This window comes from Paenibacillus sp. FW101-FHT12H11, assembly GCF_058790355.1.
Genome location: NZ_JBYTCO010000007.1, coordinates 93,791 through 113,271 on the forward strand (window position 1 = coordinate 93,791; position 19,481 = coordinate 113,271).

The window sequence follows — 19,481 nt, forward strand, 5'->3', positions numbered from 1 at the left end:
TAGCCAAAGGGTAAAGTGACAGAATTGGTCGCTATCGCTCGAAGGTCAAAACCAGCCTTGAACAGGATTATTTATTGTCTAATATTTAAATTTAAAATTCAGAAAGAGGTTATTCATTATACATGATTATTAGGATTCCAAACGTTGCTTTATTTATTGAGGGTGAGAGGAAGTTGTCACCAGATGAGACGATTGTATTTGCTTGGTTACATAAGTATCATAACGCAGATTCAATATTTGTTACTAGCATTGATTTAATTAGTTCAGTGTTCAAATTTCAGAGTGGCCGAGACCGGAGGAATAAAGTTCACATTAGGGAGATACTTGTTTCGCTGGAACAGAAGCAATATATCCAATCAAATGTTACTGAACTTACAGAGTACGACGATTTGATTACTGGAGCAATCGTCAATTTAAAAGAAGACTATAGCGGCGTAGATAGCTCTATCTTAGATGAGTTATTAAAGGAAGACTTAACTAAAGCAAAGTTAAAGTTTTATATTTATGCCGATGCAAATAGATATCAACGTGGTAACAGATTAAGCTATTCCATCATTTCAGATAAGTGTAATTACTTCAATAGTAGTAAGAATCATTCAGTGTCAGTGATACAGGAAATCGTTAACGAGATGGACGGTAAACTCATTTATCGATTTAGTGGAGACAGACACGAAGGCAGTCCGAGACAGGATGAGAATACATACATTAGTTCTAAATACATAACCGAGGATTTAAAGAGAAATTACATTAAGCATGTTGAGAGTAAAGCAGTTAAGAAAGAAAAGTTTAGGAAGGACACAGAGCTCGTCAAGTCTAACACACATTGGGGTGATGACTTGACGGTTAAAGAACTGAAGGAACATCTCCGTGATTCAAATTGGGGTAAACGTAATCCATATAGTGGTGCTTTTGAAGAGTTGGAATACGATGATTATTTCTATTATCGATTGGCGAAGGACGAGAATGTAGCGACTACTTTTATTTATAAATTGGACAGAGCAGTTGAAGCAATGAAGGATAATATCGAACTTCCTTATGACTTTGAGCAGTGGGAACAACAGTATTTAGAAGACACTCGTGAAGATGATGCGGAGGCTATTTAATACATGAAAATGAACGTTAAAGGAAGTCTCAATAAGCAAATTAGAATTTTGTCTGTAGATAGTTCGGCCTTTTACACTGATTCTGAACACGAAATTGGTAAAAAATTATCGGAACTTTACCTTCAGCGTAAATTTATCTCTGCCGAAATCGAGAAGGAAGAGAAGCAAATTGAAAATGGAGTCAGAGAGAAGGTTACTGCTGAACTGAAGAAGCAGAAGAAAGAAATCAATCGTAGAATCAAAAAGTATAAAAAGGAGCACCTGTTTCCAGAGTTCAATAAGAATACATACGTACGTCAATTACGGGAAGATGCAGTGACTTATCCAGTTAAAGATTCCAATGGACAAGAAACATCTGAACGAAAATTTAAGAAGAAAGTCGTAATCAGTGTTTTTGACTCTGAGTTGACTCGCACATTTAAAATAAAAGAGAATACATTTACCGATACAGTTATTATTGTTGAGCAATATTACGCGGAAGTTTCAAGACAAATCATCAAAGACGGATTTGTTTTCAGAGGAAAGTTTTATCAATACTATTCCTCATCTGCTGGGCAAATCAGGGACAAAAAGATGGTTTTCGTTCAAACTAAACTGTGGAATAAATATGGAAAAACATTGATGTGTGGATTAAACGAAGATGATATTACAGCCAATGTTAATAAGTTACTGGCCTATAAATCATTACAAATGACCGCAAGTACTCGTTGGTGGAACTTTGATATTGACCGCGTGATTGTATGTCCAGATTTTGAATTTGATATTATGTCTGACGTTGAGTATATCGATTATAAAACATTTGATATTACTCGTAAGGTTATACCAATAAGTATGACTCCAACTGATGGGGCAGGAATGTGTTTGCCCGAAGTCAGTGAGAAGGGGTTCCAGTTCAGGATGCCCTACACGAAGGGATACGTTTCTCCCTTCAATTTCAGACAGTGGGCAATTGATCATAACAAAACGAAAGTCGTAGATATAGATGGTGTAGAACGCGATATTATCGCTGAAAATATACAGATGATACTTTGTAAGTCAATGTTTAAAATGGGTGGATATTATGATTCTTGGGATGAATTTAAGAAGGCATTTAAAGATAATAAATGTCATGCTGCTATTGTTCAAGTTGAATGTGAAGCTAAAGATACAGTTGAGCTTGGGTACCAGATGCTTCAGTCCCTTGATAAAATTGAAAAGAAACAAATTGAAATTCTATGTGAACGAACAGTTAAAGACATCAAATTATTAGGCAGAGATAAAGATACTATGTTTAAGGTGCTTGGGGTTAGTGCCAATGAACGAAAAAATTACTATCAACAAGCTTTAGAGTTGATGCCCTCATTATTAGCTGACGCTTACTCTCAAGAGATCGTCAAAGAAACAAAGAAATCGATGGTGAATAATGCTCGTGAAGGTAAAATTGAGGTATCAGGTCGATATGTGTTTGTGTGTCCTGATTGGTGGGCATATTGTTCCTGGCTTATTGGTGGGGTAAAGAAAAGTAAGGTTAAGGGCTTATTAGATGAGAACGAAGTGTATTGCAAGTACTTTACTGAGAATGAGAAACTAGATATTCTCCGGTCACCATCACTCTACCGCGAACATGGTTTGGTCAGAAATAGGAAAACGGAATTGTTGGAGAAATGGTTATTGGGTGGAAACGTCTACCTGAGCCATAAGTCAATGCTTCCTAAACTTTTAATGCTGGATTGGGATGGCGACCAACTAGCTTGTGTTAATGAACCGGCTCTCGTCAGTTGCGCTGAGACACATATGAAGGGTGTCGTACCACTGCACTACAAAATGAAAAAGGCTGAAGTTGTGAAGATAACTAATGAGAGCATATTTCAAGGCCTGCAAGATGCGTTTAAAGCAAATATCGGGATAATTTCAAATGATGTAGCTCGCGTCTGGGATAACGAGAATATAAACTTAAATGTTTTGAAGTATCTTACTATGATCAACAACTTTGAAATAGATTACGCCAAGACCCTTTTTAGAGTCACACCTCCACAGCATGTTAAAGACGAAATTAAAGCAGCTACAACAGGGAAGTTACCTCATCTATTTAGATATGCGAAGGATAAATTAAAAAAAGAAGTAAAATCGAATGAGAATCCCAGTACTATGAATAGACTGGCAAAGCATATTCCAAATAAACGCATTCACTTTTTTAATGTAGTTGGAGAATTTGATTATCGTATGTTGATGCGGAATAATGAAATTGAAAGTATTAGTCCTACTGTTCTTGTAAAGTACAAAAAGTTGGATTTGAAGAAGTGGACTATGAGTATGCAAGCAAATGACAAGGATTCTTCAGGTGATTATTTATTTGAATACATGGAGATCCGCGAGGAGTTGCTGAAACCGATTCATGGTGAGTCATTTGAAATTCATGAGGTTGTAGATATGCTGATTTACTATTTGTATAAGGAAAAAGACTCGGACTATAAATGTACATTGTGGAGTTCATTCGGGGATATCATCGTGGAAAATATTAAAAGGAATCAAGCAATCGAGAAGAAAAATCTTCATTTCTGTGTGACGTGTACCACTGAATTTGTTAAAACGAAGCAGAGACAGGACAAATGTTTAGAGTGTCTAGACAAGGTAAAGAGGGAAAACCATGCGAAAAGACAGATGAAATATATGAACAGTAAGACAAGATTATCTATAGCAAAATGACGCTGAGTTATAAAAAGCCAAGCTCAATAAACCCTTTAATATCAAGGTTTATTAGACTTGGCTTGTTTGCGTTAAGAGTCTTTTAAGGGAGTAATATTTAGTAGTCTCAAAAGTAGGAATGTTGCTTCTCTTTTTGTAAAATCCGAACATTGATATCCTATATTGATATATTATCATAGATATCTGGTTTGGTCAAATATTTTTTTAAACAATTTGGATATAGATATCCTCAATTTACACTATATACAAAAAGCGGGTTGAAAGCAAGTCTAATATAAGTTTGACAGGGAATCTAGGTGGTGTGAGATGACCATCTGTTGTTTGACAGTGAGGAGAGAAGACGAGGTGTGACGCTTGTCAAAAATAGATGAGGTAAGATATATGAATAAACAAGTAACGATTGAAGATATTGAACGGGAAATTGAAATTGCATTTCTAAATAACTACGGCAATATTGAAGATGATTCTAAAATTGAAAGATCTTCTGCGTTAGAAATTATGAATCAGACTATTATTATTCTACTAGAAATTCTGAATGTGCAAGACATTGATGTTATGCAGGAAGTGGTTGATAGATTTTCTGGTGAGGATAATATTGATGAGCACATTATTCATGACCTCTTATATCCAAGAAACGAATATGTAAAAGGGTATATGGGGGTTGAATAAGAATGCGTTGGAACAGTGTTGAGTTACCAGAAAATTTGAATGAGTATTGGACTGTACCTGATTTTAAGAGTGAGAATGGTGTAGTAAGAACATTTAGTAACTACTATGTACACAAAGAGACTGGAGACATCTGGTCTTGTATCGCAAAACGTAATTTAAAACCTACAAAAAATTTAGAAACTGGATATTACCAAACAGCTATGATGGATGATGCAAATAAGCCTTTTTACAGATCACAACATCGTATTGTTTTGGCTTGTAAAATTCAGAGCTGGGATTTCGAAGATTGTCACCATGAGAGTAAGAATAGACTAGAGAATCATCCAGATAACCTTGAACCTTTAGACTCCAAAGTACATAGAGCAAAGATTCGAAATAAACTAACCGAGGAAAATGTGAAAGACATTAGACTTGGAGCTTTGAGTGCTGATAATCGATCGGAGTACATAAAATTTTCCGCAATTGAATATGGTGTGACTACAAATACGATTCGTGTTTTATTGAGTAATAAAACTTGGACTTATGTTGTATAAAGTGCATGCGGATGGGACAATTGAAATTATGGAGGAACAAAGCAAGATGAATGTAGATGCGCTAGATGTCATTTCAATGAAAATCAGTTGCTTAAAAGCTCACTTGGAGAATCCCAACCTTACGTATGATGAATTAGAGTGCATTTCAAATGCCGATTTCAACATTCCGCTGCTTATCGTGTTAGATCAGGACAATGGGTATCAAGTGACACTTACAGTGTTTCGCAATGGTAAGATTTTTGAAGATAAGATTTATTCAGGCGGAAATAAAGAAATTGGTTGGAATATTTATATGAATGTAGGAGACTCCCTTGAGGTAACTGGAGCTATTATTGAAGATGGCTCTTTTAACATGTAGGGACTAATACATACATAACAGGTATACTTTCCGAAGATATTGTCTACAAAAGATGAAGTAAACGACCATTAAGGAGGCAATTTCTTTGGGAAGAGAAGATATACTAGATCCAATTATTACAGAGCTATGGGAAGATTATAAAAAAGCGGTGCTCGAACATGGATATAGAGCACCACAAGTGAAGGAAATATTAGTTAAGATTTTCAGCTTAGCTCCTAAAGAATAAATGGACGTGGAATTTACTGTAAAAAATATTGTATAATATTTAGTGGAAGCAAGAAGTGGAATGTGTGATGTAAAGAGAGATGAGTACGTTGACTAAACCGATGACTGCCGTCGCGAGCGTAAGTATCGTTTTAGCAAGTTCGCAATCCTTCTTCTCTTTAGTAGGTTCCATTTCTTCGCTTCCATTTTTATTCATGTATTGTTCACTGTCATGAGAAAAGGAAAAGACACCGATTCTACTCGGTGTCGGAGGGAATTAATTTACAGACAACTGATAATCAATATTAGGGTTAACAGGATAGCCATAATTGTTTACATTCAAATAGTAGTCAGTATTTGCTTCTGTATGAAATTGGAACTGTTGAACATTTCCATCCTGAATTAACCAGGTTTTTGGGATGTATGTACCAGTTTTTGTTGTTATAGAGAGTGTGTAGTCATAGCCGGGAGGAGAAGCTAGAGTAATTGTAGCAATAGAATAAGGACTAATTGTATTAGCAGGCGGAGTGAATTTGAACCAGTCTGTATCTTGATTTGTATCAAGTCTTCCTAACATGGTGAACTGATAGGCAAGCTCTTTTTTATCCGGGTTGGCAATGGAATTGTTAGGCTCAGTCTCTCTAATGTTCTCTTGCGCAAACGCGCTCTGTGCTGAAAATGCAAGTGCTGATACCGCTGCTAGAACTAGTGTGATTTTCTTAAACTTCTTCATTCGTTATTATCCTCCTAGAATTTGGTATATTTGCTTACGAGAGTTATAGTATAACGAATTCCAAAATAATACAATTAAAAATCTTAAATGTAACTTTATTGAAATAATTGGAAATCTATTTTATCGAATTTTGACTAAATAGTAACAAAAAGTTCAAAATAATGGCGGAACTTACTGGAGAAGGTCAATTTATATTTATTGATAAAAATTATGCCATTATCATATACTAAGAACAAATGTTCTTATAGGTGGTGAATTGATGAGTATAACTCAGAAAGATACATCTGAGTACGTGGCAAAGTATTATTTTGATCGTTACGGATTGAAGATTAGTGGAGATGAAGTATTGGCGAAATATCCATGGCATGAGATAGTATGGGAGAAGTTTTTTGCTTATGCGTTCTATAAGGTAAAAGGATACTATGAGTCGTGGGATGATGCTCCACAGCCTTATGAAGAGGGTATGTGATAGTTAACATTATTACGATTAAGCTGTTGGAGCGATTTGAGTATCGTAAGGGTATGTGGTGGAATTTGGGGTCGTGTGCGGCTTCGAATTGGAAACCTTAATTTTTAAAAGCTGCTTGAAACTCATTATATTCGAGTCACGTAATGTATGGTATAATTGGGACTATTATACTATTGTGAAACGGGGAACTCAGGATGACTATGTTTTTGATTTGCTTAATAATATTTGTTGGATGTATCGCTATCCTTGTTATTCAAGCGAAGGCTAGGAAGAAACTTAAGTTACGAGGTAAAGAGTTGGGTGCAGAGATGCAGATGTATGTAAATCACATGGAAGGTCTACCACTTTCACAGCATTTGCCAATTAGTTTGTTTGCTTGCAATGATAAAATATTAGCTGAAGCTGGAGACAAACGATTTGAGTTTCCAATAGAGCGAATTGTAATGACTAAGGCAGTTACGGAGCAAGAAGTAATTGAAAGCAACAAAAGTGTAGTTGGTCGAGCAGTTATCGGTGGTTTATTGACTGGGGGACTTGGAGCCATTATTGGTGGTATGAGCGGAGTTGGGACTAAGAAGAAAAAAGGGAAGACTGAGTACTACTATATCGTAAATTATCGGAATAAAGAAAATGAAGTTATGGTTATCTCATTTAAAATCCTTCCGTTAAATATGTTTGCAGGAACTAAGTTTGCAAATATTATTAATAATCAAGTATTAGCACTAAGCACGAACACTGAAAGTGGTACGATTGTACTATAAAGTAATATTGATATTAAGGCCACTCATTGGGGTGGTCTTTTTTAATTAAAGGAGAGATATTTATGCTACCACCATTAAATGAGAGGTTGGTCAAACTAAATATTAGTGTTGATCGACCAAGATGTGCAACTCCAAAAGAAATTGCTGAGCGTGTAGGCTTGGTTGCTGAGCAGATACAGTTAGAACTAAAGAAGTCTCATCCAGATATAAAACAAATTGATAAGTGGCTTTGGAGTATCAGGCACTCAAGTATTCCATTGGTTGCACAGTTTGAGTAATGTTCAAGAGTTGTAGTTACTGTGGGAAGATCCACGATGTAAAGCATGTATGTGCCAGTAAGCCTAAGAGGAGAGAGCGCACTGTAGATAAGAGTAATGAGAACAGTGTGGCTATACGTAAGTTCAGGGACAGTCCAGCGTGGAGGAATAAGCGTAGTGAGATAAAGGATAGGGATATGCATCTATGTCAGGTGTGTATGCTTAAACTCTACAATACAATTAACCAATACACGTATGATAACACAAGTGTACATCATATCCATCCACTGTCTAAGGCATGGAGTAAGCGACTTGATAATGACAACCTGATTACATTGTGCAGCTTGCATCATTCATATGCTGATAGTGGTTATATACCTATGGAAGTATTGATAGAAATTGTAAGTAATATCCAGAAATAACCCCCCCTATCTTGAGGGAGGGATTTTTGAGTTTTTTTATCACCGCACACGCCACATCGATTTAAAATAATTCTGTAAAATGGAAGTTTTACTATTAAGTAAGGAGGTGGAGATGATGGCACGTCCATGTAAATCTGCTAAAGCTTTGACTGATTGCAGTCAGACTAAAGAAGAAATTGAAGCAAGAATTGAAGAAGAAGAGAAGTTACGTGGAAATGATGACAAAATCATTCCACCTTCTTATTTGTCTGCCCCACAAAAGAAAATATTTAAATACATTGTTAATGAATTAAAGGCTAGTGGGATATTGGGCAATCTCGATATTTACATTCTAACTAGTTGCGCCATCGCTATTGACAGGTTACAGCAGATTGAAAAATCAATTAATAAAGACCCTGACAAAATGTATGATAAGGCTGTAATGTCCACGAAGGATAAATACACAAAGGACTTATTTAGATGTACGAATGAGTTGTCACTGTCTCCACAGTCACGCGCTAAACTAGGAAATCTGAAGTTAGATGATGAACAGAAGAGTGCTGATCCTTTGTTGAAGCTACTTGGTGGTGGTAAGCGTTGACGTTGTTTGAACAAGCTTTACAGTACTGTGAGGATGTAGTTAATGGTAAGGAATTAACCACACCTGAAGTAATTGTTCAGTGCCGGTTAACTTTAGATGAATTGAATAAGCAGCATGATAGTGATTACCCTTACTTTTTCGATGAAGAAATGATTGAGAAGGTTGAAGGGATATTGTCGTTGCTTAACTTTGCAACGGGTATTAACAATGTCATAGGTACACCTGTTATTAGTGGGTTACATGGATTCCAAGCCTACTTTTTTGTGAGTGTATTTGGTTGGAAATTCAAGGCTAATCCATCAAAGTACAGATATCGTGATATAACATTGTTTATTCCACGCAAGAATGCTAAATCGTGGTTAGCGGCTGTTACTCTGATCATATTTATGCTGACTGAAGATAAGTATAGTGAGTTCTATTCCATCTGTCTGACACGAGATTTAGCAGGTGAGATCAAGAAGGCAATGACTCAGATACTTGAAGCTAGTCCAGCAATGTATAAACATTTCAGTCTTTCGGATTAGTTTAAGAAATTCGAATCCTCTATACCTTGTACCATTTACAAGTACATCGTAATCCTTAAAAATAGGATCAGCGTTCTTGGTAATCGAAACATTTGAATTATCTACGTAATGTAGACTCTTTACTGCATTTCGATCCTTATATATGTACGAATAACCTGCTCCATTTAGTAAATAATCTACCACTAAAGCCTTCTTGTATTGGAATGCATCAAGAGTATCTTTGGTATCATCATTAAGTAATGCAACCCTAGGATCATCATCCACTAATGAGACTTTACCAGCAGTTGTTTTATACAAATTGATAGGCATTAAAGCTACAATATTGCTTATAATCTCTACACAGCCTGCTACACTTGGAATATTAAGTGCCATTTCTGTGGTAACTGAATCTACACCTACATTAGCTTGAAGTAGTAATTCCTCTAGAGTCTGCGCTCTTTTCTCATAATTTCGCCAATCTTTATATTTTTGGACTAGTCCCAATTCCTAACCTCCCTTCTCTATACTGTTTGAACAAAGAAGGAATTCGCATTAAGCAACTCTTCTTGTTGTAATAAATAAATGGCTATGATTAGACTAACAACCATGTCCACTTTTCCATTGGATTTTTTCTTGTTGACGTATTTCCTAAGTGTTGTATCTTCGGTAACTCTCGCATTCTGAAAGTTGACTTCGAGTAATTTGTTCTCTTCATACTCAAAACTTTTAGCAAGAATATATTCCTCTAATAGTTTAGTGGGAGGATGTAGATGGCTTGAATGTTGCTTAACTTCAACTAATGAATATCCAGCAGCTTCTAATTTCTGCGCTGTCGATAAACAATTTGATCTATCGTAACCAATAGCAGCAACACGAACATCATGTTCCTGTTCGATTTTTAATATCATCTGCTCAATAAACAAGTATGAAACAGTTAAATCTCCACATTTGAAGCACTTACCAGACTTAATATGTTCGTAATAAGGCTCCTTCTCTGTCCTGATTTTGTCCTCAATTCGATCTTCAGGTATAAATGCATAGCTATCAGCTAAGATATGACCCGTCTTCTCATCGAGAGCAACCATACTATATGAGCAGTTATCTGTAGTAAGAGCTAAGTCCAAACCGACATACACATTTCTGCCTGACCAATTAATTTTATCAACCTTACATTTAACCAAATCATCAATGTTAATATAGGCTTCGCCGCTATTTGCAGGGACAAAATGGTTCATTGATTTGGTCAGATACTCTTCTTTGGTGCTAGGCTTATCAATAGATTCCTGTCTTTCCTCTCGAATCGTGTTGTAGTTGTCCTCAATTCTAAGTGGATTAGACATATATAAGCCTATCTCATCAAACAAATGTTCCTTTGGAGCGTAGTACAGTAGTGCAAACATGCGATCATTCTTATATGTACCGTTATAAACTTTACGAATATAGTCCAGTTCCTCAAACATGACAGACTTATCTTGTGCATATGCAGTGGTTGTATTAATTTGAATTGCATTTGTAACGTTCTTTTGACCTGATCTCATAGCATTGATGTTGTCTTTAGTGGCAAAATTTCCAACTTCATCTGCAATGAAAACTGTTGGACGAATGGAGTTATTTTTACCAGATTCTGATGTACGTGGCTGATAAAAACTCTCTCTAAGTTTACAAGTGAGCTTACCTACAAGTGTTTTTGGAATAGTGAAGGATGGCGCAACAGGAGTAGGTATTGTCGAAGAGAATAATGACATGTTAACAGTTGCGTACTTAACCTTGAAGTACGAAAAGATACTCCTGAAAACAGGTGGTAATAAGAAGGGGTTCCTTAAGGCAAAGAGTAAATTAGGTGACGATGCATTATTAGCATTGAAAACAGCTTGGAAAAATTTGTACGCCGACAATACAGAAAATATCGTTGTTTTGAATGATGGTGTAGACTTCCAAGAGGCTACTTCAACATCAGTTGAAATGCAAATGAATGAGAATAAGCGCACAAACTCTGCTGAAGTCTGTAAGCTCTTTAGTTGTCCAGTAAGCCTATTAGAGGGGAAAATTGGTGACGATGAGTTTAAAAACTTTATCAAGATATGTATTCTTCCTATTTTAAAAGCGTTTGAGACAGCACTAAATAGAGACTTACTGTTGGATTTAGAGAAAAATGAGTACTATTTCGAGTTTGATAAGCGGGAAATGCTTAAAGGTGACATCGAGAAGTTATTTAAGGCATATGAAATTGCCATCAAGAATGGATTCATGCAGTGGGATGAGATCCGATATGAATTAAATTATGCTCCATATGGACTTGATTTTATCAAGCTCGGATTGCAGGATGTGTTATTTAATCCGAAAACGAAGGAAATTTACACACCGAATACAAACAAAACTTCCAACATGGATGATTTAACATCAAAGGGAGGAGGTGTGGAAATTGAAAATTGAAGTCAGAGATAATGGTGTGACACTTGAAGGCTATGTAAATGCTGTTCAACGGGATTCTAGAATGCTCCCTAGTCCACGCGGCAAATTCGTCGAACAAATAGTTCCTAAAACATTCGAGAAGGCACTTTCTAACGGTAGAAACGTTGATTTGTTATTTAACCATAGGGAAGATAGGAAGTTAGGCTCTACAAGCGAAGGAAGCCTTCAATTACACGAAGATAACATTGGATTGAGAGCAAAAGTTAGTATTTCTGATCCAGAAGTTATTACGAAGGCCAGAAATGGTGAGTTACGAGGGTGGTCTTTTGGATTCATTGCTAAATCAGACCGATGGGAAGAAACTAATGGTGTTCAACGCAGATATATCGAAGCAATGGACTTGTTAGAAGTCTCAATTCTTGACAAAATGCCAGCTTATATCGGCACATCAATTGAGGAAAGAGACGAAGAGACGTTGATTTACGAACGTAGAAATGAACAATTTGTTGCTACAATTGAAGACTTTACTAAGTCAGAAGAAGAGCAACGCGAACTTGAACCTATCGACTACTCGATTCATGAACAAGAAATCGCATATTTGAAACTAAAACAAAGAGGATGCTAATCAGTATCCTTTTTTGTTTACCCAAAATAATTTAGCGCAGAGACGCTCAGAGGAGATAAATAAAGATGAAAGCACTAATTGAGAAACGCAACACACTTGTAACAGAAATGGAAACATTGCTTAACACAGCAAAAGCCGAAACACGCGCATTTAATCAGGATGAAACAGTACGTCTTGAAGCAATTAAGACTGAGGTTACAGCAATTGACAACACAATCAAAATGGATGAGGAGATTAGAGCTTTGGACAAAAAAGAAGTAGTTAAACCAACACAAACAGAGGAAGAAGTTCGTGCACTAGAAGTTGCAAACGAAGAAAAACGTTTCTTAGACTTTATTAAAGGTGATCAACGTGCTCTCGATGCTGCAAGTAACGGTGCGGTTATTCCGAAGTCTATTGCTAGTCGTGTAATTGATAAAGTTATCAATATCTCTCCACTCTTGTCTGAAGTTGAGATCTTCCGTGTGAAAGGTGATCTAGTATTCCCTATCTACGATTACACCCAACACACAACTGCATATGCATCTGAGTTCACGGATCTTACAGTTTCTGGAGGAGTGTTCACTCAAGTAACGCTTACGAACAATATCATCGGTACACTTGCGAAAATCGGTAAATCTTTAATCAATCGCTCGGAAATCGATGCTACCTCTTACATCATCAACGCGATTGCAAAATCCATTGCTTTGTTCCTTGAGAATGAGTTGATCAAAGGCGTGGGTGGCGCTGGTAAACTGAAAGGTCTTGCTCAAATCGCTGCTGGTCAAGTAACAACTGGAGCAACTACTTTGGTAATCGATTCTGCTGAACTTGTTAAGTTGCAAATGCAAATTCCACAAGCATTGATGGGTAATGCTAAATGGCTTATGCATCCGAACACTTTGGGTTACATCCAAGGTTTGAAATCAACTACTGGTCAATTCCTAATGGGCACTAACCTTTCTCAGAACGGTAGCTATGTGTTGCTTGGTAAAGAAGTAATGCTTTCAGATGCAATGCCACAAATCGGTGTGAATGCACTTGAAATCTTCTACGGTGACTTCTCTGGCCTTTACATGAAGGTTACTAATGACGTTCAAGTACAAGTACTACAAGAGTTGTTTGCTGCACAATACGCAATCGGTGTAGCAGCATTTGCAGAGGTTGATTCTGTAATTGTTGAACCACAAAAAATCGTTGCTTATAAAGGCAAGTAATTTGGCATATTTAGGGTGGGGTATGAATTGCATACCTCATCCTATTTTCTATGAGGAAGTGTGAATATGGCACGAGTTAGCGAACTAACGTTACAAGAAGTAAAGGACTATCTTCGTGTTGATTACGACGATGATGATGCGCTAATACTCGCAATTATGATTGGTGCGAAAGTATTCATTAAAGGATACACAGGGCTATCACAAGAGAGTGTTGAGTTAAAGGAAGATTTAGCTATCGTTTATTTGGTGCTTTGTAATGAAATGTATAGCCAGAGACAATATACAGTTGAGCGCGATAAAGTCAATGTTGTAGTTAAAACAATTCTAGATATGTACGCAGTCAATTTATTGTAGGTGAGCAAATGATAGAAGCAGGTAAATTGAGAAATAAAATACACATTTATGGCAAAGTAAAGGGCAAAAATGAGCTGAATCAGACATCTTATACAGATTCATTGATAGCAACTATTTGGGCTGAGATTATTCCCCAGACAGGTAATATGCAGAGACAACAAGTGGAGACAATGCTAACCAATGTAACTCATAAAATAATTTGTCGATACTCTAAGACAATTATGGAAGCATATCAACAACAGCAGAAAAAAAGTGATATGCACATTATGTTTAAAGGTCATCGTTTCGACATTAGTTATATTCTCGATCCTTATTTTAACAATGAGAAGCTTGAAATTTTCGTACAGGAGGTAATTGGATAATGTTAACTTACAAGCAAATTGTAAAAAGAATCACTGACATGCTAATTTCCAAATTTCCGACTGTCGATGTTCAAGAAGCCGATGTTGAAGAAGGGTTTCAGCGTCCTAGTTTCTTTGTGACTCTCGACAACGTTCATCGTGAATCATATCGGTACAATAGCATTCGTTCTATGACTATTCGCATTTACTTTTTCCCAACTGACAGGCACAAATACTCCCTTGAAGTTTTAGAATTCCAGCAGAAATTAGAGGAATTATTCGACCAAGACCTAGCAATTGGTGATCGTGTCATTCCAATTCTAAACACTGAGCATCAAATAGTTGATAAGGTTCTTGAATTCGATATTAGTATAGAGTACTACGAGGAACCTCTACCTGATGGAGAACAAGATTTACCTAAGATGCAGGAGTTGAACTTGAATGTCTGATTTTGATTTGGATTTTAGCCAATTAGACGAGTGGAATAGAACGCTTAGTCAATTAGAGACAGATTTTCCTAAACAGTCCAAACAAATGATGCAACGTGTAGGTAATAAAGCGAAGAATATTGTCAGTAAGAAAGCACGTCAATTGGTTAAAAAACATACAGGGAAATATTATAAATCGATTAAACGAGGTAAAGTTTGGGATGATAACGGTTGGAATGTAAGGGTTTATTCAACCGACAAGAAGAAGTTTCTTATAGAAAATGGGCATCGTATCGTTGATAAAAATGGTGTTGAACATGGATTTGTTCAAGGTGCAAAGGTTTTCGAGAAATCAGAGCGGGAAATTAGTGATAATTTTGTTGAAATTGTAACTGAACAATTAAACAAAACATTCGATAGGTTATAAATGAGAGGATGAATTAAAAACATGGGACTTCCCGAAATTAATATTACATTTAGTAGTCTTGCAACCTCCGCGGTAAAGAGATCAGCAAGGGGTATTGTTGCGCTTATTTTGCGTGATGACACTGATAAAACTTTCACAGTTAAACAATATAGTGCAATCACAGATGTTGATAGTACTGATTACACAGCAACAAATCTTCGTTACATTACTGATGCTTTTCTTGGCTCGCCTAACAAGGTGATTGTTGTTCGTGGCCTTGTCGCCGCTACGGACTACAATGTCGAATTAGCGACATTGGCAACAATGAAATTTGACTACCTTGCAGTGCCAGGTATTGCAACAGGATCTGTTGCAAGTATTTCGACATGGGTAAAATCCGAACGCGATGATTTCAGTAAAACATTTAAAGCAGTATTGCCAAATAGCATTTCAGACCACGAAGGAATTATTAATTTTGCGACAGATAATATTGTCGTAGGCAGCAGCACATACACAGCTAGTCAATATTCCGCACGTATTGCAGGTATCCTTGCTGGACTTTCTCTAGAACGCAGCGCAACATTCTTTGTATTACCTGAAGTTATTAGTGTCCCTGCTTTGAACAAAGCCGCAGCAGATGCAGCCATTGATGCAGGAAAGTTAATTTTATTACAAGACGATAACGGCAAAGTTAAGATCGCAAGAGGCGTGAACAGCCTGACAACGTTCACTGTTTCAAAGTCAAAACAATTCAGCAAAATCAAGATTGTTGAAGGCATGGATTTAATCAAAAATGATATCGTTACAACATTTAATGATAACTATGTAGGAATGATGAATAACTCCTACGATAATCAAGTTCTATTCATTACTGGAGTAAATGCCTATTTGAAAGGTTTGTTGGGTGCAGTTCTTGATCCAAATGCAGACAATTTCGTATTAGTTGACGTAGAAGAACAGCGACAAGCGTGGGAGTCTATAGGAACAAATACAAGTGAGCTGACGGATGCACAGATTAAAGAAAAGTCATTTGAGTCTAATGTGTTTCTTGGTGGCACACTCAAGTTCCTCGACAGTGTTGAAGATTTGCAATTTAAAATTAGTGTTTAATGGAAGGGGAATATAAATAGATGGCACTCACAGGTAATAGAGTAATCCACGGTAAAAATGGTAGTGTGTGGTGGGATGGTGAAGAACTAGCAGAAATTGAGAGTTTCGAGGCAGTTGTCTCCATCAAACGTTCAGATGTGACTTTTGTTGGTCAAGTGTATGACGAGAGTAAATTTGAAGGTTTAGCTGGTACAGGTAAAATGACTCTCAAAAAGATTAATAATCGTATCGGGCAGAAGTTGGTCAACGCTTTTAGCAGAGGTGTTGATGTACGTTCGCAAATCATTGCCAAATTGGATGATAAGGATGCTGCAAATGGAGCAATTCGCGTAGCTATCGACAATGTATGGTTTACTGGTGACATCCCAGTACTAAAATTTGAAACTGGTGGTATCGTGAAAGAGGACATTTCTTTTGGATTTGCTGGCGAACCTAGATATCAATAAATAAAGGGAGATATGTGATTATATGTCTAATAATAGTAAGGTACTAACGATTGCTGAAATCTTAAAACGTAAAGATGAATTGAAAAACAAGGGCAATAAGACAGCTAGATTATATATCGATTCTCTTCAATCAGAAATTATTATTAAAGCTCCAGATCGACAATTAGCGTTTGAAATTGTCGCAAAAGCACAGGCAGGAGATAATAAAGCGGACGCTTATGCTGTTTACGAATGTGTAGTTGAACCGAATCTCAAGTCTAAGGAATTACAAGAGGGATTTGGTGTGTTTAGTCCAATTGATGTAGTAGATGTAATTTTTGATGCAGGGGAAGTAGCATCTATTAGCGATCATATTTTGAAACTTGTAGGATTCGGTAAAGGTGTACAAAAGGTTGAAGATGAACTAAAAAACTAATCCAATCAGACAGCGAACTGTATATGATCCACCATTTTATTAATCGTGGACAACCGCTGTCTGATTTGTTATCAATGGATGACTTAACCAAACACTTTTTTAAGGTTTCAATGATGCTTTACTATGAAGAAGAAGCAAAGAGATGGGGAGCGGATAAATAATCCGTTCTCTTTTTTTGGTTAAAAGCGAGGTGAAACAATGACAAGAACCGTAGAAACCCGAATGACACTTCGCGAAACGGTTACAAGTACATTGGCGAGGATCAATAGGGGCACTCTCGATTATCGAAGAAATTTAAGAGAATTACGTACTACAGCAAACGAAACTTGGTCAAGCATCAGTACAGGTGCAAAAATTGCATCTGCTTCTCTCGGAGCTTTAGGAACAGCTTCGGTTGGGCTTGGATTGAAGACAAACGCAGAGCTGGAAAAGTCTGCTATGTCATTTGAAATCTTACTTCAGTCAGGCGATAAAGCTAAGAAAATGGTTTCTGACTTACAGGCATTAGCTTTAGAGTCACCATTTGATTTTGTTGGATTGCAAAACTCAGCAAAGAAACTGTTGGGGATGGGCTTTGCAGGAAATCAGGTTATACCTATCATGCACAGTCTAGGTAACGCAGTTGCGGCTACAGGGGGTAATACTGATCAGTTGGAAGGTATTGCACTTGCTCTTGGCCAGATTAATTCAAAAGGTAAGGTTAGTGCAGAGGAGATGAATCAGTTAGCTGAGCGTGGTATTCCTGCTTGGCAGTTACTCTCTAAACAAATGGGCAAATCAACTGCTGAACTCATGAAAATGGGGGAGCAAGGTGAATTACTTGCTAATGATGCAATTCCTGCCTTAGTAAAAGGACTAGATGAACGGTTCGCAGGTTCGATGGAGAAAATGTCGGACACTTGGGATTATACGATAGCCAATATGAAGGAAAGTATGAGCATTGGCTTAGCCAGCATCTCTCTCCCTTTGTTCAACACGATCAAAAACGACTTACAAGGCGTACAAAACACGATTAAGCAAATGAGTAAAGATGGAAGTTTACAGGAATGGGGAAACAGAGCCTCTTCCGCACTATTGAATGTGTACAACAAAGCTAAAGAGGTTGGAACGGCTATTTGGGAAGTTGGAAGTTTTGTTGTCAACAACTGGAGTACGATTAGCCCTATTGTCTATGGGATTGTTGGAGCTTTTGTGGCCTATAAAGCGATTGTAATTGGAGTTAGAGCTTACACTTTGGCATATGCAGCGGCTTTATGGGTACAGACAGCAGCACAATTAGGATTGAATGCAGCAATGAGCGCAAACCCAATAGGTGTTATTGTGACGTTGATTGGCCTTGCAATCGTTGCTGGGACATATCTGATTAATAACTGGAAACAAGTCAAACTTGTTGGGATGAATACATGGAATACGGTTGTAGATGCAGCGCAGTGGGGTGTTAATAAATATTTAGAGTTCGCAAACTTCATGCTTAGAGTTTATAAATTTGCATGGGATTCTATTGAGTTTGCTGGTAAATCTATATGGAACGGGATCATCAGCGCAGGTCAAGTAGGTGTTAATTCCTTTATTGGTCTCGTTAACTCAATGGTCGATAAGTCTCTAATTGGAATTAATTTCTTAATAAGCGGCGCAAATAAACTTGCAAGCAAAGCTGGTTTAGATTTGAATCTCTCCGAACTATCCTTTGGCGGAATTGGGAAGGTGGATTTTAGTGGAGCTTTAGCTAATGCTGAAAAACCGAAGTGGGATAGTGAGTTTAATCTACTACCTAAAGTAGACTTTAGCGGAGCCAAGTTTAGTGATGATAGTATAATGGCACAAACTAAGAAAGCCCAAGCTGAGAGAGACAAGAAGAAGCAAGCAAGCGATGACAAGTTAGTTTCTGCTCTTAATGATAATACTCTAGCAACTTCAGATAATACAGGAGCAACAGGTAAGAATACGAAAGCACTCAAAGAAGCAATGAGTGCGGAAGATATTGCAGATTCGTTATTTGGCCGGATTGATCGACAATTATATGGAACGACATAAAGGGGTGAAATAGTGATACAAATATTTATCTCGATTAACAACAATGAGGAAGTTATACAACTTCCCGTATCTCCTCCGAGCTATGACATTTCAAGTCCATTTGATAACGAGCAGACTAAAGGTTTGCAACAGACACTAAAGATAATTGGTACAAGAGGACTAAAAGAAATATCAATTTCCTCATTCTTTCCTGCCGAAGGTAAGAATTATCCATTTGATCAAAATAAGTCAATGTTTGGTGAGAGTTACGTTAATAAAATTGAACAATGGCGGGATAGACGGTATCCTATTCGCCTCGTAATAGTCGAGTCTGGGAAAAAGAACGTCAACCTCGCCGTTACAATTGATAAATTTGAATGCAATAAAAAACAGGATGGGGATACCAACTATACTCTTGAAATGACAGAGTTCCCGTTTGTATCAACTAACAGGTAGTC

General features: G+C 37.1%; 27 protein-coding genes. 24 read left to right on the forward strand and 3 right to left on the reverse strand.

Annotated elements, in window-relative coordinates:
* Positions 1-122: 122 nt before the first annotated feature.
* The 6 genes from AC3WTJ_RS22810 (at position 123) to AC3WTJ_RS22835 (ending at position 5,574) form a co-directional block, all read left to right on the forward strand.
* A complete protein-coding gene (locus AC3WTJ_RS22810; RefSeq protein ID WP_492523783.1) occupies positions 123-1,103 on the forward strand; it encodes a hypothetical protein in 981 nt (326 codons plus the stop codon).
* A 3-nt stretch (positions 1,104-1,106) separates the two neighbouring features.
* Positions 1,107-3,788 carry a hypothetical protein gene (locus tag AC3WTJ_RS22815; protein WP_492523784.1) on the forward strand — a complete coding sequence of 894 codons (2,682 nt, stop codon included), beginning with the start codon at positions 1,107-1,109 and terminating at the stop codon, positions 3,786-3,788.
* A 381-nt stretch (positions 3,789-4,169) separates the two neighbouring features.
* The gene (locus tag AC3WTJ_RS22820; RefSeq protein ID WP_492523785.1) at positions 4,170-4,457 is read left to right on the forward strand and encodes a hypothetical protein; all 288 of its coding nucleotides are present in this window, start codon (positions 4,170-4,172) and stop codon (positions 4,455-4,457) included.
* Positions 4,458-4,459: 2 nt separating this feature from the next.
* The gene (locus AC3WTJ_RS22825; RefSeq protein WP_492523786.1) at positions 4,460-4,990 is read left to right on the forward strand and encodes a hypothetical protein; all 531 of its coding nucleotides are present in this window, start codon (positions 4,460-4,462) and stop codon (positions 4,988-4,990) included.
* Between the two features lie 46 nt (positions 4,991-5,036).
* A complete protein-coding gene (locus tag AC3WTJ_RS22830; protein WP_492523787.1) occupies positions 5,037-5,348 on the forward strand; it encodes a hypothetical protein in 312 nt (103 codons plus the stop codon).
* Positions 5,349-5,433: 85 nt separating this feature from the next.
* Positions 5,434-5,574, forward strand: coding sequence for a hypothetical protein (locus tag AC3WTJ_RS22835; RefSeq protein ID WP_492523788.1), 141 nt, complete (start codon positions 5,434-5,436; stop codon positions 5,572-5,574).
* 255 nt (positions 5,575-5,829) lie between these two features.
* Here the strand turns inward: AC3WTJ_RS22835 and AC3WTJ_RS22840 are convergent, their stop codons facing one another.
* Positions 5,830-6,285 (reverse strand): hypothetical protein, encoded by a 456-nt coding sequence (locus AC3WTJ_RS22840; protein WP_492523789.1) that lies wholly within the window; start codon positions 6,283-6,285, stop codon positions 5,830-5,832.
* Positions 6,286-6,544: 259 nt separating this feature from the next.
* Here AC3WTJ_RS22840 and AC3WTJ_RS22845 point away from each other — a divergent pair, with 259 nt between their 5' ends.
* The 6 genes from AC3WTJ_RS22845 (at position 6,545) to AC3WTJ_RS22870 (ending at position 9,298) form a co-directional block, all read left to right on the forward strand.
* The gene (locus AC3WTJ_RS22845) at positions 6,545-6,754 is read left to right on the forward strand and encodes a hypothetical protein (protein WP_492523790.1); all 210 of its coding nucleotides are present in this window, start codon (positions 6,545-6,547) and stop codon (positions 6,752-6,754) included.
* Positions 6,755-6,948: 194 nt separating this feature from the next.
* Positions 6,949-7,515, forward strand: a complete 567-nt coding sequence (locus tag AC3WTJ_RS22850; RefSeq protein ID WP_492523791.1) for a hypothetical protein — start codon at positions 6,949-6,951, stop codon at positions 7,513-7,515.
* 62 nt (positions 7,516-7,577) lie between these two features.
* A complete protein-coding gene (locus AC3WTJ_RS22855) occupies positions 7,578-7,793 on the forward strand; it encodes a hypothetical protein (RefSeq protein WP_492523792.1) in 216 nt (71 codons plus the stop codon).
* Positions 7,794-7,990: 197 nt separating this feature from the next.
* Complete coding sequence (locus AC3WTJ_RS22860; protein ID WP_492524031.1) at positions 7,991-8,194, forward strand: HNH endonuclease; 204 nt, start codon at positions 7,991-7,993, stop codon at positions 8,192-8,194.
* A gap of 112 nt (positions 8,195-8,306) precedes the next feature.
* Positions 8,307-8,774: a phage terminase small subunit P27 family gene (locus AC3WTJ_RS22865; RefSeq protein WP_492523793.1), complete on the forward strand. Its 468-nt coding sequence runs from the start codon at positions 8,307-8,309 to the stop codon at positions 8,772-8,774.
* Positions 8,771-9,298, forward strand: a complete 528-nt coding sequence (locus tag AC3WTJ_RS22870) for a terminase large subunit domain-containing protein (RefSeq protein WP_492523794.1) — start codon at positions 8,771-8,773, stop codon at positions 9,296-9,298. Before AC3WTJ_RS22865 ends, AC3WTJ_RS22870 begins: the two co-directional genes overlap by 4 nt.
* On the opposite strand, the gene AC3WTJ_RS22875 is transcribed toward AC3WTJ_RS22870, so the two are convergent.
* Both AC3WTJ_RS22875 and AC3WTJ_RS22880 read right to left on the reverse strand, forming a co-directional pair.
* Positions 9,215-9,670 carry a phage portal protein gene (locus AC3WTJ_RS22875; RefSeq protein ID WP_492524032.1) on the reverse strand — a complete coding sequence of 152 codons (456 nt, stop codon included), beginning with the start codon at positions 9,668-9,670 and terminating at the stop codon, positions 9,215-9,217. The genes AC3WTJ_RS22870 and AC3WTJ_RS22875 overlap by 84 nt on opposite strands.
* Before the next feature lie 128 nt (positions 9,671-9,798).
* A complete protein-coding gene (locus tag AC3WTJ_RS22880) occupies positions 9,799-11,022 on the reverse strand; it encodes a terminase TerL endonuclease subunit (RefSeq protein WP_492523795.1) in 1,224 nt (407 codons plus the stop codon).
* Here AC3WTJ_RS22880 and AC3WTJ_RS22885 point away from each other — a divergent pair.
* From AC3WTJ_RS22885 to AC3WTJ_RS22940, 12 genes are all read left to right on the forward strand, one after another.
* The gene (locus tag AC3WTJ_RS22885) at positions 11,021-11,710 is read left to right on the forward strand and encodes a phage portal protein (protein ID WP_492523796.1); all 690 of its coding nucleotides are present in this window, start codon (positions 11,021-11,023) and stop codon (positions 11,708-11,710) included. The two genes, AC3WTJ_RS22880 and AC3WTJ_RS22885, sit on opposite strands and share 2 nt — an antisense overlap.
* A complete protein-coding gene (locus AC3WTJ_RS22890) occupies positions 11,700-12,314 on the forward strand; it encodes an HK97 family phage prohead protease (RefSeq protein WP_492523797.1) in 615 nt (204 codons plus the stop codon). Before AC3WTJ_RS22885 ends, AC3WTJ_RS22890 begins: the two co-directional genes overlap by 11 nt.
* Positions 12,315-12,379: 65 nt before the next feature.
* Positions 12,380-13,510: a phage major capsid protein gene (locus AC3WTJ_RS22895; RefSeq protein WP_492523798.1), complete on the forward strand. Its 1,131-nt coding sequence runs from the start codon at positions 12,380-12,382 to the stop codon at positions 13,508-13,510.
* Between the two features lie 66 nt (positions 13,511-13,576).
* Complete coding sequence (locus tag AC3WTJ_RS22900) at positions 13,577-13,864, forward strand: head-tail connector protein (protein ID WP_492523799.1); 288 nt, start codon at positions 13,577-13,579, stop codon at positions 13,862-13,864.
* A gap of 8 nt (positions 13,865-13,872) precedes the next feature.
* Positions 13,873-14,226 (forward strand): phage head closure protein, encoded by a 354-nt coding sequence (locus AC3WTJ_RS22905; protein WP_492523800.1) that lies wholly within the window; start codon positions 13,873-13,875, stop codon positions 14,224-14,226.
* On the forward strand, positions 14,226-14,654 hold the full coding sequence (locus AC3WTJ_RS22910; RefSeq protein ID WP_492523801.1) for a phage tail terminator family protein: 429 nt from the start codon (positions 14,226-14,228) through the stop codon (positions 14,652-14,654). The genes AC3WTJ_RS22905 and AC3WTJ_RS22910 overlap by 1 nt, the downstream gene beginning before the upstream one ends.
* Positions 14,647-15,060, forward strand: a complete 414-nt coding sequence (locus AC3WTJ_RS22915; protein ID WP_492523802.1) for a hypothetical protein — start codon at positions 14,647-14,649, stop codon at positions 15,058-15,060. The genes AC3WTJ_RS22910 and AC3WTJ_RS22915 overlap by 8 nt, the downstream gene beginning before the upstream one ends.
* A 21-nt stretch (positions 15,061-15,081) precedes the next feature.
* On the forward strand, positions 15,082-16,149 hold the full coding sequence (locus AC3WTJ_RS22920; protein WP_492523803.1) for a phage tail sheath subtilisin-like domain-containing protein: 1,068 nt from the start codon (positions 15,082-15,084) through the stop codon (positions 16,147-16,149).
* 20 nt (positions 16,150-16,169) lie between these two features.
* Positions 16,170-16,595 (forward strand): phage tail tube protein, encoded by a 426-nt coding sequence (locus AC3WTJ_RS22925; RefSeq protein ID WP_492523804.1) that lies wholly within the window; start codon positions 16,170-16,172, stop codon positions 16,593-16,595.
* A gap of 22 nt (positions 16,596-16,617) precedes the next feature.
* On the forward strand, positions 16,618-17,010 hold the full coding sequence (locus tag AC3WTJ_RS22930; protein ID WP_492523805.1) for a phage tail assembly chaperone: 393 nt from the start codon (positions 16,618-16,620) through the stop codon (positions 17,008-17,010).
* A gap of 198 nt (positions 17,011-17,208) precedes the next feature.
* Positions 17,209-19,044, forward strand: coding sequence for a tape measure protein (locus tag AC3WTJ_RS22935; RefSeq protein WP_492523806.1), 1,836 nt, complete (start codon positions 17,209-17,211; stop codon positions 19,042-19,044).
* Positions 19,045-19,056: 12 nt separating this feature from the next.
* Positions 19,057-19,479 (forward strand): hypothetical protein, encoded by a 423-nt coding sequence (locus AC3WTJ_RS22940; RefSeq protein ID WP_492523807.1) that lies wholly within the window; start codon positions 19,057-19,059, stop codon positions 19,477-19,479.
* The last annotated feature ends 2 nt before the right edge of the window (positions 19,480-19,481 follow it).